Source organism: Enterobacter sp. 725m/11 (assembly GCF_011683705.1).
GTDB lineage: Bacteria > Pseudomonadota > Gammaproteobacteria > Enterobacterales > Enterobacteriaceae > Enterobacter > Enterobacter bugandensis.
The window spans coordinates 1-15,245 of the sequence record NZ_JAAQOK010000072.1; the positions used below are offsets into that span (position 1 = coordinate 1).

The 15,245-nt window shown below is 57.2% G+C and carries 10 protein-coding genes; 6 read left to right on the plus strand and 4 right to left on the minus strand.

The features are described 5' to 3' along the window. Positions 1 to 77: 77 nt before the first annotated feature. The 3 genes from ldtA to HBA26_RS21355 form a co-directional block, all read right to left on the minus strand. The gene (ldtA, locus tag HBA26_RS21345) at positions 78 to 974 is read right to left on the minus strand and encodes a L,D-transpeptidase (protein ID WP_045260382.1); all 897 of its coding nucleotides are present in this window, start codon (positions 972 to 974) and stop codon (positions 78 to 80) included. Between the two features lie 61 nt (positions 975 to 1,035). Next, on the minus strand, positions 1,036 to 3,729 hold the full coding sequence (locus HBA26_RS21350; protein WP_166721037.1) for a cation-transporting P-type ATPase: 2,694 nt from the start codon (positions 3,727 to 3,729) through the stop codon (positions 1,036 to 1,038). A 47-nt stretch (positions 3,730 to 3,776) separates the two neighbouring features. After that, a complete protein-coding gene (locus tag HBA26_RS21355) occupies positions 3,777 to 4,208 on the minus strand; it encodes a universal stress protein (RefSeq protein ID WP_028013745.1) in 432 nt (143 codons plus the stop codon). A 396-nt stretch (positions 4,209 to 4,604) separates the two neighbouring features. On the opposite strand from HBA26_RS21355, the gene HBA26_RS21360 reads away from it, so the two are divergent. Genes HBA26_RS21360 through HBA26_RS21370 form a run of 3 tightly spaced genes read left to right on the plus strand, consistent with a single transcriptional unit; the run spans position 4,605 to position 9,714 of the window. Beyond that, positions 4,605 to 5,690: an efflux RND transporter periplasmic adaptor subunit gene (locus HBA26_RS21360; RefSeq protein WP_164558245.1), complete on the plus strand. Its 1,086-nt coding sequence runs from the start codon at positions 4,605 to 4,607 to the stop codon at positions 5,688 to 5,690. Beyond that, positions 5,690 to 8,752, plus strand: coding sequence for an efflux RND transporter permease subunit (locus HBA26_RS21365; protein WP_126346156.1), 3,063 nt, complete (start codon positions 5,690 to 5,692; stop codon positions 8,750 to 8,752). Before HBA26_RS21360 ends, HBA26_RS21365 begins: the two co-directional genes overlap by 1 nt. After that, on the plus strand, positions 8,749 to 9,714 hold the full coding sequence (locus tag HBA26_RS21370; RefSeq protein WP_126346157.1) for an acyltransferase family protein: 966 nt from the start codon (positions 8,749 to 8,751) through the stop codon (positions 9,712 to 9,714). Before HBA26_RS21365 ends, HBA26_RS21370 begins: the two co-directional genes overlap by 4 nt. On the opposite strand, the gene pagP is transcribed toward HBA26_RS21370, so the two are convergent. Next, complete coding sequence (pagP, locus tag HBA26_RS21375) at positions 9,711 to 10,286, minus strand: lipid IV(A) palmitoyltransferase PagP (protein WP_028013749.1); 576 nt, start codon at positions 10,284 to 10,286, stop codon at positions 9,711 to 9,713. The genes HBA26_RS21370 and pagP overlap by 4 nt on opposite strands. Positions 10,287 to 10,541: 255 nt before the next feature. Here pagP and shiA point away from each other — a divergent pair, with 255 nt between their 5' ends. From shiA to HBA26_RS21390, 3 genes are all read left to right on the plus strand, one after another. Further along, positions 10,542 to 11,858 (plus strand): shikimate transporter, encoded by a 1,317-nt coding sequence (gene shiA, locus HBA26_RS21380; protein ID WP_100170000.1) that lies wholly within the window; start codon positions 10,542 to 10,544, stop codon positions 11,856 to 11,858. A gap of 73 nt (positions 11,859 to 11,931) precedes the next feature. After that, positions 11,932 to 13,386 carry an AMP nucleosidase gene (locus HBA26_RS21385; protein WP_041909184.1) on the plus strand — a complete coding sequence of 485 codons (1,455 nt, stop codon included), beginning with the start codon at positions 11,932 to 11,934 and terminating at the stop codon, positions 13,384 to 13,386. Positions 13,387 to 13,404: 18 nt separating this feature from the next. Next, the gene (locus HBA26_RS21390; RefSeq protein WP_126346158.1) at positions 13,405 to 15,171 is read left to right on the plus strand and encodes an aminopeptidase P family protein; all 1,767 of its coding nucleotides are present in this window, start codon (positions 13,405 to 13,407) and stop codon (positions 15,169 to 15,171) included. The last annotated feature ends 74 nt before the right edge of the window (positions 15,172 to 15,245 follow it).

Genomic DNA, 15,245 nt, shown 5'->3' on the forward strand with positions numbered 1-15,245 from the left:
TGGGTTGCCGTTTTTAGTGTGTTCCCCCTCTCCCGTGGGAGAGGGTTGGGGTGAGGGCACCAGCCCGCACTATGCCCTTACATGCCGATTTTAACCGGCATCCCCGACCGCCGTTCCAGTTCAGCGCCCGCCCCCTCGTTTATCAACTGTGTCTGCTGTGCGGCGGAGATGGGCAGAGGCACTTTCCGGCTCGATTCAAATTCCGCCCGGTTACGCGACAGCGGTTCGTGAACCTCCACCCAGCGGCTGCCGTCCGGCTCCGTGGTCACCTTAACGGGCCGATCGATAAGCTGCACGCGGGTGCCCACGGGGACATTATCGAAAAGATATTTAATGTCGTTGTTACGCAGACGAATACAGCCCTGGCTCACCCGTAGCCCAATGCCGAAATTGGAGTTTGTGCCGTGTATGGCATATAGCCTGCCGATATATATCGCATACAGCCCCATCGGGTTATCCGGCCCGGCTGGCACGAAGGCGGGTAGCGTTTTCCCCTCTGCCGCATAGGCACGACGCGTGTTCGGCGTAGGTGACCAGGTGGGGCCCTCCTGCTTGCGCTCAACCGCCGTGACCCAGTTACGCGGGGTTTCGCGACCGGCCTGACCAATGCCGATGGGCAGTACTTCGACGGTATTGCTGCCCGGCGGGTAATAGTAGAGACGCATTTCCGCCACGTTAACGACAATCCCCTCGCGCACGGTGTCGGGTAAAATCAGCTGCTGAGGAATGACCAGCCGGGTGCCGGATTTGGGCAAAAAAGGATCAACGCCCGGGTTCGCTTCCAGCATATTGCTGAGCCCCAGCCCGTGCTGTGCAGCAAAGGCCTCAAGCGGTAACGTATTGCGCTCGGGAACGGTGATGGTAATCGGGGTTCCCACCAGCCGACTGCCTTCCGGCGGCAGGGTATAGGTTACGGCAAACGCACTGGGAACAGCGGCACACAGCGTAAGGACGAACCAGGTAAGTCGCATCATAATTTCCTGTGCTCACAAAAGAGAAAGCCTGGACTCAGGCAGGCTTTCTCAGTTTACGCTATTACGCTTCGATTTTACGCCATCTGCGCGTCAGCACTTTTTCCGCCTCGACAACAAGGAACATCACAAAACCAATCAGGAAGGTAATGACCCAGTAGCGGAACGGCAGCGCTTCGGTGCCAAACAGCATCTGCATGAACGGGGCGTAAATGATAAGAAGCTGTAGCGCCAGCAGTACGCCGCTCACGATCCAAATCCCTTTATTCGCCAGCAGACCTTTGCTCAGCGAGAAGCCGTCATTAACGCGACAGTTGAGCATGTAGAACCACTGCGCGGTCACCAGGGTTTGCAGCAGCACGGTGCGGATGAATTCCGCCGAGTAGCCGCGCGGCTGTAGCCAGGCTTCCAGCACGAAGGCGCTAATCGCAATCATCAGACCGACAAACACCACGCGCCAGATAGCGTAGCCGTCCATCACATGCAGATTCGCCTTGCGCGGTGGCCGGTTCATGATGTTCTTCTCACCCGCTTCAAACGCCAGGCCAAACGACAGGGTTGCTGACGTGGCCATGTTCATCCACAGGATCAGGACCGGCGTCAGCGGAATCAGGTTCCCCGCCAGCAGCGCGATGATGATCAGCAGGGCCTGCGCGATGTTGCTCGGGATAACGAACAGAATCGTTTTTTTCAGGTTATCGTAAACCCGCCGTCCCTCGTGGACCGCACTGGCAATGGTGGCAAAATTGTCATCCGTTAACACCATGTCGGCGGCTTCCTTGGTGACCTCAGTCCCCTTAATCCCCATGGCGATACCCACATCCGCCCGCTTGAGCGCCGGGGCATCGTTTACGCCATCCCCGGTCATGCCCACCACTTCCTGTTTACTTTGCAGGGCCTGCACGAGGCGGAATTTATCCTCCGGGCTGGTTCGGGCGAAAATATCGTACTGCTGCGCGGCGTCGCTCAGCTGACGGTCATCCATCGCCTCCAGCTCACGTCCGGTGATTGCGCTTGCGGCGTTACCAATCCCCAGCATTTGCCCAATGCTCATGGCCGTTTGCGGGTGGTCGCCGGTGATCATTTTCACGCGAATCCCGGCCTGCAGACAGTCGGCAATCGCGGTAATGGCCTCCGGACGCGGCGGATCCATCATTCCTGCAATACCCAGCAGGATCACGCCATCATGGAGGTCCGGGTGATCCAGCTCGCGCTGTCCCTCGCGGGCAGGTTTCCAGGCCGCCGCCACCATGCGCAGCCCTTCCCGGGCATACTCTTCAATCTTCCCTTCCCAGTAAGGTTGATCGAACGGCTGCAGTCCGTCATTCGTCTGCTGGTACTGGCAGAGGCGGAACAGGACGTCCGGCGCGCCGGTGATTAAAATCGCCTCTTCTTCACCCAGTCGGTAGAGCGTGGACATGTATTTATACTGCGAATCAAACGGGATTTTACTGCGCATTTCCGTATCAAGCGGTGGGAGCGGGATTTTCGCCGCCAGCACCTTCAGGGCGCCCTCGGTGGGTCCTCCGGTGATTTTCCACAGCCCCTGCTCGTCTTTGATCAGCTGGCTGTCATTACAGAGGTCAATGGTGCGCAGGTAGCGTTCCAGCAGGGAACCCTGCGTCACGCTGACGGGCGTCGGGTCATCTACTGGGTGAATATTCCCCACCGGTTCGTAGCTGTCGCCCTCCACGCGATAGGTCGTATCAGCGGTAATCACCGCTTTGACCGTCATTTCATTCATCGTCAGGGTGCCGGTTTTATCCGAGCAGATGACCGTCATTGCGCCCAGGGTTTCCACCGTGGGCAACTTGCGAATAATGGCCTTGCGACGCGCCATGGCCTGTACGCCAAGCGAAAGGATGATGGAAATGATGGCCGGCAGGCCTTCCGGCACGGCGGCAACGGCGAGGCTGATAAGCGACAGCACCAGTTCAGAAACCGGCATATCCCGGAACAGGAGGCTAAAGACGAACAGCGCTACCATCATCACCAGGATAGTGATGAAAATGGTCTTACCGAGCTTGTCCATCTGCACCATCAGCGGCGTGCGGTGCTTTTCAATGTCGGACATCATCTGATTGATGTGGCCAAGCTCGGTCTCGCCCCCGGTTGCCACCACCACGCCTTTACCGCCGCCGGAGCTGACGGTGGTGCCTGAGTAGAGCAGATTATAGCGATCGCCTAAGGGCAGTTCCCCGCTTAACGCATCGCTGTTTTTCTCAACAACGGTGGATTCGCCAGTCAGGATGGCCTCCTCCACGCGAAGGTTATGCGCCTCAATCACGCGCAGGTCCGCAGGGATACGATCCCCGGCGCGGATCACCACGATATCGCCCGGGACCAGCGCCGTAGTGGGGATCGTTTCATGATTCCCCTGTCGTACCACCACGGCTTCGCTGGAGAGCATATTGCGAATACTCTGCAACGATTTTTCAGCATTGCTCTCCTGGATATGGCCGATCAGGGCGTTAATGATGGCAACCCCAAGGATCACAAACATGTCTACCCAGTGGCCCATAAAGAGCTTAAGCAACGCGGCCACCAGCAGAACGTAAATCAGTACATCGTTAAAATGCGCCAGGAAGCGCAGCCAGGCGGGTTTGCCCTTTTTTTGCGGTAACGCATTCTCACCATGCTGCTGAAGTCGGGCTGATGCCTCAGTGCCACTAAGTCCTTCCAGAGTGGAGTGGATATTCGACAGGGTTTCATCAACGGTTTGTTGATAATACGGACGTTCAGGTTTTCCTGTTTTCATTGTTACTTCCTCAGGTTCTATTCAGAAATCACCTTGCTTTCATGAAATTAACGAATAACGAAAACAGGAACATGGGCGTAACGAACAATACTTGCCGCCTCCGATCCTAACAAATGGGTTTGAATATTTGGATTGCGGGAGCCGACGATAATCGCGCCAGCAGCAAGTTCATCCGCCAGCTTAATAACCTCATCACGAACATTTCCGCTGCGAACATGGAGGTGAACGCGCTCTTCTGGCAAATTCAATTTTTTGACCAGGTCAGACAGTTTTTCTTTTGAATTATTAATCATATATTCATCCATCTTTCGCGCATCTGAAATAAAACCGCGCGTCAGCTCGGCTGAAAATTTTGGCATGACGTGCAGCAAATGAATGTCACCCAATGCGCTTTGCGCCAGAAACTGTGCATGCTGCAACGCTTTATCCGCCAGGCTTGTCTCGTAGACATCCACCGGAACGAGAATGTTTTTATACATATCGAGCATCCTTTTTATAACCAACATGAGAGTGAATGAAGCAAAAAAAACGCATTAAATGCAGGGGGTTGCCCTTAATGCCAGTTACGGTAAAAGAGATGAATAATATTAAACGTAGCACAGGAATTTCAGGTTTAGCGCGTCCCCACTGCTAATGGTTATTTAACATTTATCTTTTCGCCGACTATGCTCATAGTGAGTTACCGCTTCCGGCTCATGGAGGAATGTATGTATGGCATAAGCCTGATCCGACTGGGTATGTTTATTGCGCTTGCCATTATCGCCAGCACGGCGATTGGTTTATTTACCTATATGGTCGTCACTGTTCTGGCAGAATAGTGTCACCCCTGTCCAGGTTATGGAATAAATAAAACAGTTATTTATTAGGGGAATACAGTGAACCGCTACCTCTCTCTTTTACCGTTCGTTTTGTTAACGCTCACGGCGTGCGATCCTAAACCTGAACAAGCCTCCCCCCTGCCCAGAATGGTTAAAGTGGCGGAGGTGACGGTTCCCGGTTATGCCCAGCAGCGCGTTTTTCCCGCCCGCATTGAATCGGCCGATGCCACAGACCTTTCCTTCAAGCGCGCTGGTCAAATTGAAGCGCTCGATGTGCGTCAGGGCGCAGCCATCAAGCAGGGCCAACAGCTTGCAAGATTGAACGCCCGTGAAGCCCAGCAGCGGGTTAACGACAGGCAGACGGCGGCGACGCTGGCCCAGAGGCAGTTCGATCGCTTCCAGACGCTGGCGGGCCGCCAGGCGATTTCGAAAGCCGAAATGGACGTGCAGCGTGCGAACCGCGATTCGGCGAATGCGGCGCTGCAGATTGCCCGAGAAGAGTTGAATCAGATGACGCTCGTCGCCCCCTTCAGCGGGACGGCGGCCAGCGTACATGTCAGAAACCATCAGGTGGTGTCTGCCGGTCAGCCCATCGCGACGTTAACCCGCACCGATCTGCTTGACGTGGTGTTCAGCATCCCTGAAAACCTGTTTAAGACCTTTGATATCCGCAACGCGCAGTATCGTCCGGTCGTGAGAATTAACGCCATTCCGGATCGGGAATTTACCGCCGTCTACAAAGAGCACTCGGGCAGCAGCGACAGTAATACCCTGACCTGGCAGGTGATACTGACCATGCCGCGACCAGATGATTTTCCCGCCGTCGGTGGCGTAAGCGGTACGGTGACCATCAATTTAACCAACCTCCCGGCTGGCGCGGGCGCTCAGGCGCTGGTTGTACCGGTTGAGGCCGTCTTTAACCCGGACAACAGCCCACGCAATGAGCCGCACGTCTGGGTTGTGGCGGGGGAAGGCGACACGCTCCATCTTGAAGACCGCAAGGTCAGCGTGGGGCAAGTGATAACCGAAGGCGTGACGATCACCAGCGGGCTTAAGGCGGGCGAGCGCGTGGTGGCCGCAGGCGTGGGAGAGCTCCATGCTAACCAGCCGGTGCGTATCTGGACGCGTGAGCGGGGACTGTAATGGATATCACTCGTCAATTTATTAATAACCCGGTTCGCGTCTGGCTAACGATTCTGCTGCTGGGCATTGGGGGGATTTTCGCCCTGTTGAATATCGGCAGGCTGGAAGATCCCGCCTTTACCATCAAAACCGCAGTGGTGGTCACCCACTACCCCGGCGCATCCGCTCAGCAGGTTGAAGAAGAGGTGACGCTGCCGCTGGAGAATGCCCTTCAGCAGCTGCCTTACCTGGACAACGTGAGCTCCATCTCTTCAAACGGGCTGTCGCAAATCACCGTCAATATCGCTTCACGCTATCACTCGAACGAACTGCCGCAGATTTGGGATGAGCTGCGCCGCCGCGTGGGCGATGCCTCGCGTCAGTTCCCGCCCGGCGTCGTCACGCCCTTTGTGAATGACGATTTCGGCGACGTATTCGGCTTCTTCTTCGCCATTTCCGGGGATGAATTCAGTAATCCTGAACTGGTGAGATATGCAGAGCAGCTGCGCCGCGCGTTGATTCTGGTTCCCGGCGTCGCGAAGGTCGCCATCGGCGGGGCCATTAGCCAACAGGTCAACATCGATATTTCCCTGACCAAAATGGCCGCGCGCGGCATTACGCTGAACCAGCTTTCCGCCCTGCTCAGCAGGCTCAACGTCGTTTCCAGCGCCGGAGAAATCACCTCCGGCAGCGAATCCATTCGTCTGCACCCGACCGGTGAGTTCGAGAATCTCGATGAACTGGCGGATCTCATCATCACCCCTTCCGGCACCGGGGCGGCGACGCGCCTGCGGGATATCGCCACGCTGTCGCGCGGGCTGAACGAATCGCCCGCCAGTATCTACCATGCCAACGGCAAAAAAGCCGTCACCATGGGCGTCTCGTTTATTCCCGGCGTGAACGTGATCGACGTGGGCCACGCGCTGGAGGCGAAGCTAAACCAGATGTCGGCGGAAAAACCGGCAGGCATACAGATAGATCTGTTTTACGATCAGGCAGCCGAAGTGGGCCATTCTGTTAACGGTTTTATTATTAACTTCCTGATGGCGCTGGCAATTGTCATCGGCGTGCTGCTGATCTTTATGGGGGTACGCAGCGGGATCATCATCGCGGTTTCTCTCGCCCTTAACGTGCTGGGCACGCTGCTGATTATGTATCTGTGTGGCATTGAGCTACAGCGCATCTCGCTCGGGGCGCTGATTATCGCCCTCAGCATGCTGGTGGATAACGCCATCGTGATTGTCGAAGGGGTGTTGATTGCCCGGCAGCAGGGCTCCCCGCTGTTAACCGCCGTAAACAACATCATCCGCCGCTCCGCCCTGCCGCTGCTGGGGGCGACGGTGATCGCCATCCTTGCGTTTGCCCCTATCGGGCTATCGCAGGATTCCACCGGGGAATACTGTAAATCTCTGTTCCAGGTGCTGCTGATTTCCCTGATGCTGAGCTGGTTCTCGGCGCTCACCCTCACCCCGGTGCTGATTAAGTGGTGGTTGTTTAAAAACGACAGCGCGCCGGATGCCACTGACGAGTCAGATCCTTACGACAAACGTCTCTACCGCCTCTACCAGCACCTGCTGAACGCACTGCTGCACCATAAAGCGCCTACGCTGGTAGTGATGGCCGCCCTGCTGGCCGCGTCTGTCTGGGGGTTTGGCGCGGTGCGGCAAAACTTTTTCCCGTCGTCCAATACGCCGATTTTCTTTGTCGACCTCTGGTTACCCTACGGCACCGATATCAAATGGACCGAGAAAATGACCGGCGATATTGAGAAAACCATCAAGGGACGGCCCGGCGTGGAAACCACCGTCTCGACCATCGGCCAGGGGAGCATGCGCTTTATTCTGACCTACAGCGGACAGCGGCAGTACAGCAACTACGCGCAGATCATGGTGCGTATGGATGACCAGCGCAGCATCTCCGCGCTGACGCGCTACGTGGATGAGTACATCGCGCGTAACTACCCGCAGGTCAACGCCAGCACGAAACGGGTGATGTTTGGGCCCTCCGGCGACAGCGCCATTGAAGTGCGCATTAAAGGCCCGGATCCTGACAGGCTGCGTCTGATTGCCAGCCAGGTGGACGATATCCTGGCGCGCGACCCAGCCACGGGGAGCGTCCGAAACGACTGGCAAAACCGCAGCAAAGTGATCCGTCCACAGTACGTCGCCGCGCTGGGACGCGAGCTTGGCGTGGATAAGCAGGACGTCGACAACGCGCTGGAGATGAATTTCTCCGGCAGCCGGGCGGGGTTGTATCGGGAAGGCAGTGACCTGCTGCCCGTGGTGGTGAGGCCTCCGGAAAGCGAAAGGCTGGACGCCAGCCACCTGAACAACGTGCTGGTATGGAGCCATGCGCGACAGCAGTATATCCCGCTGAGTAACGTCGTTAGCAGCTTCACGCTGGAGTGGGAAGATCCGCTCATCCTTCGACGCGACCGCTCGCGGGTACTGACGGTTCAGACGGATCCGGCCCCGCTGAGCCAGCAAACCTCCGGTGATATTCTCGCCCGCGTGAAGCCGCTGGTGGATGCCCTTCCCCTGCCACACGGCTACAGCATCGAGTGGGGGGGCGACGCGGAAAACTCCAGCGAAGCGCAGCAAGGGCTGTTCACTACGCTACCTCTCGGGTATCTGGTGATGTTTGTTATTACGGTGCTGATGTTCAGCTCGGTAAAAAATGCCGTCGCGATCTGGCTAACCGTACCGTTGGCGTTGATTGGCGTCACGCCAGGATTTTTAATTACCGGCATTCCCTTTGGCTTTATGGCGCTGATTGGGCTGCTGAGCCTGAGCGGAATGCTCATCCGCAACGGCATCGTGCTGGTGGAAGAGATCGAACAGCAGAAAACGCACAAGGATCAGCACAGCGCGATCGTTTATGCCGCCACCTCGCGCCTGCGCCCTATCCTGCTCACCGCGTTCACGACCGTACTTGGCCTGGCACCGCTGCTGCTGGATGTTTTCTTCCAGAGCATGGCCGTTGTGATTATGTTTGGACTGGGGTTTGCTACAATCCTGACGCTACTGGTACTCCCCGTGATCTATGCGTGTTTCCATCGTAAGGACGAAGCCAAACAACAATGAATGCGACAGGGCTGAACATTATCAAGACGCTGGGCTGTATGACGGCGGTCACCTTCTTCACCATCTACAATACCTGGGATCATTATGACTATGACTATCACTGGATCCTGGGCTTTTTAACCTTTATCTCGACCATCGCCACGCCGCTGTTTTTTGTGGTGTCGGGCTATCTCGACGGGCAATCCCGGCACGGCACGCGATGGCAGCTGGGTAAAATAAAAAGTCTGGTGATTGTTTTTCTGTTCTGGATAACGATCTACTACCTGTGGGAGCCTTATCAGCGCGGGTATTTAATTCAGCCCTGGTTCGTGTTCGCCTTTGTGGTGATTTACACCTTCCACCCGGCGGTGGAGTGGCTTAGCCAGCGGAGATCGCTGTTCTGCGGCGCGATTGCTGCTCTGCTGTGCTTTTCCTACGGATACGATCTGTTATCGGCGCTTTATCCTGAAACGCACGTCCTTTCGCTTTCGCCGCAGTATCGGCTGTGGACATGGCTGCTGTTTTATCTGACCGGGCAGCTCTTCTGCGACACAAAAGTCGCCGAGTGGATAAGCCGCAAAAATGTGGTCCGGGCGGCGGTTGTCGCCATCCCGTTTATCTATCTCTTCACCTGGTTTTACGAGCGCCACTTCTTTTTTGCCCTGTTTAAGGCCGACAGAAACGCCTTTATTCTCACCGGCTCGCAGATCTACATCCTGATTATTGCCCTGGTGATTGCGGCGAACGGCGTTCGCTTTCGCCGCAATGCTGAATTAAAGGAGTCCATTCTGGCCGCCATCAGCAAAACGATGACCGGCGTATATATTGTGCACTACTCGGTGTTTCATCTGCTGACGGCGCTGATACCGGTGACCTCTCTCGGCATGAAGCTGGCGCTGATTGTGCTTACGTTCGTCACCTCTGTTCTCTTCTCCATGCTGGTATTGTCTAACGCCGTGGCAAAAAAGGTGATCACCCTTTAAAAGCCTAAGCGCAGCCAGGCAAAGAGCACGTTGCCGTTGTTATACGTTCCGGGAATATAGGTGAACTGGACGGTAACGCGCTTATAGCCAGCTGAAAACAGCGGGAAGATGAACGGCAGAGGCACATAGTTTGCAAAATCATCTCGCGCGGTGATGCCCGCGGCGGCACCGAGCCCAAGGCGGAAATCTTTGGCATTATCCAGATACCAGCCCTTCTCCCAGCCATAGCCCATTGCGGGCTGCCATTCGTTGTGCGAGTCCTTGAACATCATCGCGAAAAGCGCGCTCCAGTTGCCCTCTTCGTTATAGCGGGACACGCCCAGGCCGCCACCCCACGGCATTTCGTTGTAATTGTCGGTTTTTTCTTTGTCGTACATAAAGCGGGCGTGCCAGCTCAGAAACGGCAGGTACAAATCGTAACGTTGCGGCTCTTCCCAGGTCTGGGAGATATCATCCGTCAGCGCATTCCACCAGCCGCTAATACGCTGTTCGCCATAGACTTTCGGCTCGGCATGAAGCGGTGCGGCGAATAAAAACAGGACCATCCAGAATGCCGAAAAGTTACGTTGCATCGTTTTTCCCTCAGCTTTAGTCACGCAGCGGTATCTATTACTGTAATCCATTCAGCACGAACCGGAGCCAAACAGACGGATTTATCTCGAGGCAGGGGAAGATGAAATTTATTTATTCAGCGCCTTCCGGAAAGATAAAAACGTTTTCTCAGGCGTTTTGTCGCGGTAGTCTCATAGGTTCCGTTTATATGACGGCAGCTATGTGAGTGACCTTTTCTTATACCAATAATAAAAAACAGTACGGACAGGACAACTATGGACTCCACCCTCATCTCCGATCGTCCCAACGAGGAGACACCTTCGCTCAATCGCGCCCGCCGCGCTGCACTCGGCAGCTTCGCAGGTGCCGTCGTCGACTGGTATGATTTTCTGCTCTACGGCATCACCGCCGCGCTGGTGTTTAACCGCGAGTTCTTCCCTCAGGTTAGCCCCGCGATGGGCACCCTCGCCGCGTTTGCCACCTTCGGCGTTGGCTTTCTGTTTCGCCCGCTTGGCGGGGTGATTTTCGGCCACTTCGGCGACCGGCTTGGCCGCAAGCGGATGCTGATGCTTACCGTCTGGATGATGGGGATTGCCACCGCGCTGATTGGCATTCTTCCTTCGTTTTCCGCTATTGGCTGGTGGGCGCCTGTGCTGCTGGTGACGCTGCGCGCCATTCAGGGCTTCGCCGTGGGCGGCGAATGGGGCGGCGCGGCGCTGTTATCCGTTGAGAGTGCGCCAAAAAACAAGAAAGCGTTTTACAGCAGCGGCGTGCAGGTCGGGTACGGCGTCGGGCTGTTGCTTTCCACCGGGCTGGTATCATTAATCAGCCAGCTCACCACCGACGAGCAGTTTCTGAGCTGGGGCTGGCGCATCCCGTTTATCTTCAGCATCGTGCTGGTGATTGCTGCGCTGTGGATCCGCAACGGGATGGATGAGTCGGCAGAGTTCGAACAGCAGCAGCGTGAGGAGCCGTCCGTCAAAAAGCGGCTGCCGGTAATGGAAGCCCTGATTCGGCACCCTGGCGCTTTTCTGAAAATTATCGCCCTGCGCCTGTGCGAGCTGCTGACGATGTATATCGTTACCGCCTTTGCGCTGAACTACTCGACGCAGAACCTCGGCCTGCCGCGCGAACTATTCCTGAATATCGGCCTGCTGGTCGGCGGGATCAGCTGTCTGACCATCCCCTGCTTCGCCTGGCTGGCGGACCGGTTTGGTCGCCGCCGCGTCTACATCACCGGCGCGCTGATTGGCACCCTCAGCGCCTGGCCGTTCTTTATGGCGCTGGAGGCGCAGTCTGTGTTCTGGATTGTCTTCTTCGCCATTATGCTCGCCAACATCGCTCACGATATGGTGGTCTGCGTGCAGCAGCCGATGTTTACTGAACTGTTCGGCGCCAGCTACCGCTACAGCGGCGCGGGCGTGGGTTACCAGGTGGCAAGCGTGGTCGGCGGCGGGTTTACGCCGTTTATTGCCGCCGCGCTGGTGACCTTCTCCGGCGGTAACTGGCACAGCGTGGCGATTTATCTGCTGGCCGGCTGCCTGCTGTCGGCGGCAACGGCGCTTCTGATGAAAGAGACGAGCCACCGCTGATCTCCCTTTTGTTTCACAGGCGTGTGACATACTATCGGATAGAGTCGCACACCTGTGGAACAAGGAGACAGAGATGAATAATAAGGGCTCCAGCCTGACCCCGGCTCAGGCGCTGGAAAAACTCGACGCGCTGTATGAACAGTCCGTCAACGCGCTGCGCAGCGCCATCAGCGAATATATCGAAACGGGGAAACTTCCCGATCAAAAGGCCAGAAACGAAGGCCTTTTTGTTTATCCATCGCTCTCTGTAACCTGGGACGGTAGCGCAAGCACGACGCCGAAAACCCGCGCCTACGCCCGTTTTACCCACTCCGGCTGCTACAGCACCACCGTCACCCGCCCTGCACTGTTCCGCCCCTATCTGGAAGAACAGCTAACGCTGTTGTATCAGGATTACGGCGCGCACATTGCCGTGGAGCCTTCACAGCATGAGATCCCGTACCCGTACGTGATTGACGGTTCGGCGCTGACTCTTGACCGCTCCATGAGCGCGGGACTGACCCGCCACTTCCCAACGACCGAGCTGTCACAGATTGGCGATGAGACGGCTGACGGGATTTATCATCCGGCAGAGTTTTCCCCCCTGTCGCACTTTGACGCCCGTCGGGTGGATTTCTCCCTGGCGCGCCTGCGCCACTACACCGGCACGCCCGCCGAGCATTTCCAGCCGTTTGTGCTGTTTACCAACTACACCCGCTACGTGGACGAGTTTGTTCGCTGGGGCTGTAGCCAGATCCTTGATCCGGACAGTCCATATATCGCCCTCTCCTGCGCGGGCGGGATCTGGATCACCGCCGAGACCGAAGCGCCCGAGCAGGCCATCTCCGATCTGGCGTGGAAAAAACACCAGATGCCCGCCTGGCACCTGATCACCGCCGACGGTCAGGGGATCACCCTGATCAACATCGGCGTCGGCCCGTCGAACGCCAAAACCATCTGTGACCATCTGGCAGTGCTGCGCCCCGACGTGTGGCTGATGATTGGCCACTGCGGCGGCCTGCGCGAAAGCCAGCTGATTGGCGATTACGTGCTGGCCCACGCCTATCTGCGCGACGACCATGTGCTGGATGCGGTACTGCCGCCGGATATCCCAATCCCGAGCATCGCCGAAGTACAGCGCGCGCTCTACGACGCCACCAAAGAGGTCAGCGGCATGCCGGGTGAAGAGGTCAAACAGCGCCTGCGTACCGGTACGGTGGTGACAACGGATGACCGCAACTGGGAGCTGCGTTACTCCGCCTCCGCGCTGCGCTTCAACCTGAGCCGAGCGGTGGCGATTGATATGGAGAGCGCCACCATCGCCGCGCAGGGGTATCGCTTCCGCGTTCCTTACGGCACGCTGCTGTGCGTGTCCGATAAGCCGCTGCACGGCGAAATTAAGCTGCCGGGTCAGGCCAACCGTTTCTATGAAGGGGCGATTTCCGAACATTTGCAGATCGGCATTCGCGCCATCGACTTGCTGCGGGCGGAAGGCGACCGACTGCATTCGCGCAAGCTGCGCACCTTCAACGAGCCGCCGTTCCGCTAATAACAATAAGGAAAAACCATGCACACCCCTACTCCGCTCTCTGCCCTGCGTCAGTGGCTTCAGGAAAACAGCCTCGACGGGATGATCGTTCCGCGCACCGATGCCTGGCAAAGCGAGAATTGCGCGTCGAACGACGAAAAGCTGGCCTGGCTGACAGGCTTTAACGGCTCTGCTGGCGTCGCGCTGGTACTGAGGGATAAAGCGCTGCTGTTCGTCGACGGGCGCTATCAGGTGCAGGCCCGCGTTCAGGTGAATATGGATGAGGTTGAGATCCACCATCTGCACAACGAGCCGCTGGCAGACTGGCTGACGACCAACGTCGCGGCGGGCACGCGCATCGGTTTTGACCCAATGCTGATGACGAATACCGAGTTTACGCAGCTGTCTGCCACACCGTGCACGCTCGTGCCGCTGAACGCGTCACCGTTTGACGCCTTATGGACCGATCGCCCTGCCGCACCGGCGGGGCTTATCCGTGAAATGCCGGTTGCGATAAGCGGTGAAAGCAGCGAAGACAAACGTCAGCGCGTTGCCGCCGTGCTGGCCGCAAACAACGCAGACTACCTGGCCGTTACGCTGCCGGATAACATTGCGTGGCTGCTCAACGTGCGCGGCTCAGATATCCCCACCAGTCCGGTACCGCTCTCATTTGCCCTGCTCGGTCGCGACGGCCGCGTTGAGTGGTTTGTTAACGATAATAAGCTCGCAGAACTCCCTGATGCAGTTCTGAACGCCTTCACGATTGCGCCACAGGACACCTTTATTGAGCGCTGTCAGCAACTTGCTGAAGGGAAGCGGGTAATGGTTGATGCCGACTCCGCGCCGGTGGCCCTGCGCTTTGCCATTGAACCGCGCGGTGAAATTGTCTGGCGAACCGATCCCATTACCCTGATTAAGGCTACCAAAAACCCGGTCGAGCTGGCAGGGTATCGCGAGTGCCATCTCCAGGACGGCGCCGCGTGGGTCAACTTCCTGGCCTGGCTGAGCCGCGAAGTGCCGCTGCGTGCGGCGGCGGGACAACCGCTAACCGAGCTGGAAGTCCAGGCGCAGCAGCTGGCATTTCGCAAACAGCAGCCCGGTTTTATCGAGCAGAGTTTCGCGACCATTTCCGCCTCTTCGAGCAATGCGGCGATGTGCCACTATCATTCAAGCGAGGCCAGCAACAAGCCCCTCGGCCATAACCATTTTTACCTGAACGATTCGGGCGGTCAGTACGCTAACGGCACCACCGATGCCACACGCACGCTGGCGTGGGGTAATGTCCCCTCGCAGCAGCGTCTGCACTACACCGCCGTGCTGAGAGGTTTTCTATCGCTGATTACCCTGCAGTTCCCTTCCGGTACGCAGGGGCACCAGCTGGATGCTTTCGCGCGTCGTCCGCTGTGGGAGATGGGGCTGGATTACGATCACGGTACCGGGCACGGCGTGGGCCACCAGCTTCTGATCCACGAAAACCCGCATCGCATCGCCAAAAAGGTCAACCCGTGGCCGCTGGTGGCAGGCAATATCATGACGATTGAACCGGGATACTATCTGGGCGATAGCCACGGTATTCGCATTGAAAACCAGGTGGAGATAGTGGAGAGCCGTCCGGGGTTCTGCAAGTTTGCTTCTCTGACGCTGATCCCGATTGATTTAAGCCAGGTCGAGCTGGATCTGTTGAGCGAGCAGGAAAAGCAGTGGCTGGATGAGTATCATCAGCAGGTACGTGAGGCGCTGTCACCGCTGGTGAATAGCGAGGCGCGTTCGTGGCTGGAGGCGGCGACGGCGCCGGTTCGTGTGTAATTTCGTGCGGTCTGATGCCCTCACCCCATCCCTCTCCCACGGGAGAGGGTGAAAACACTAAAAACGGCAACAAG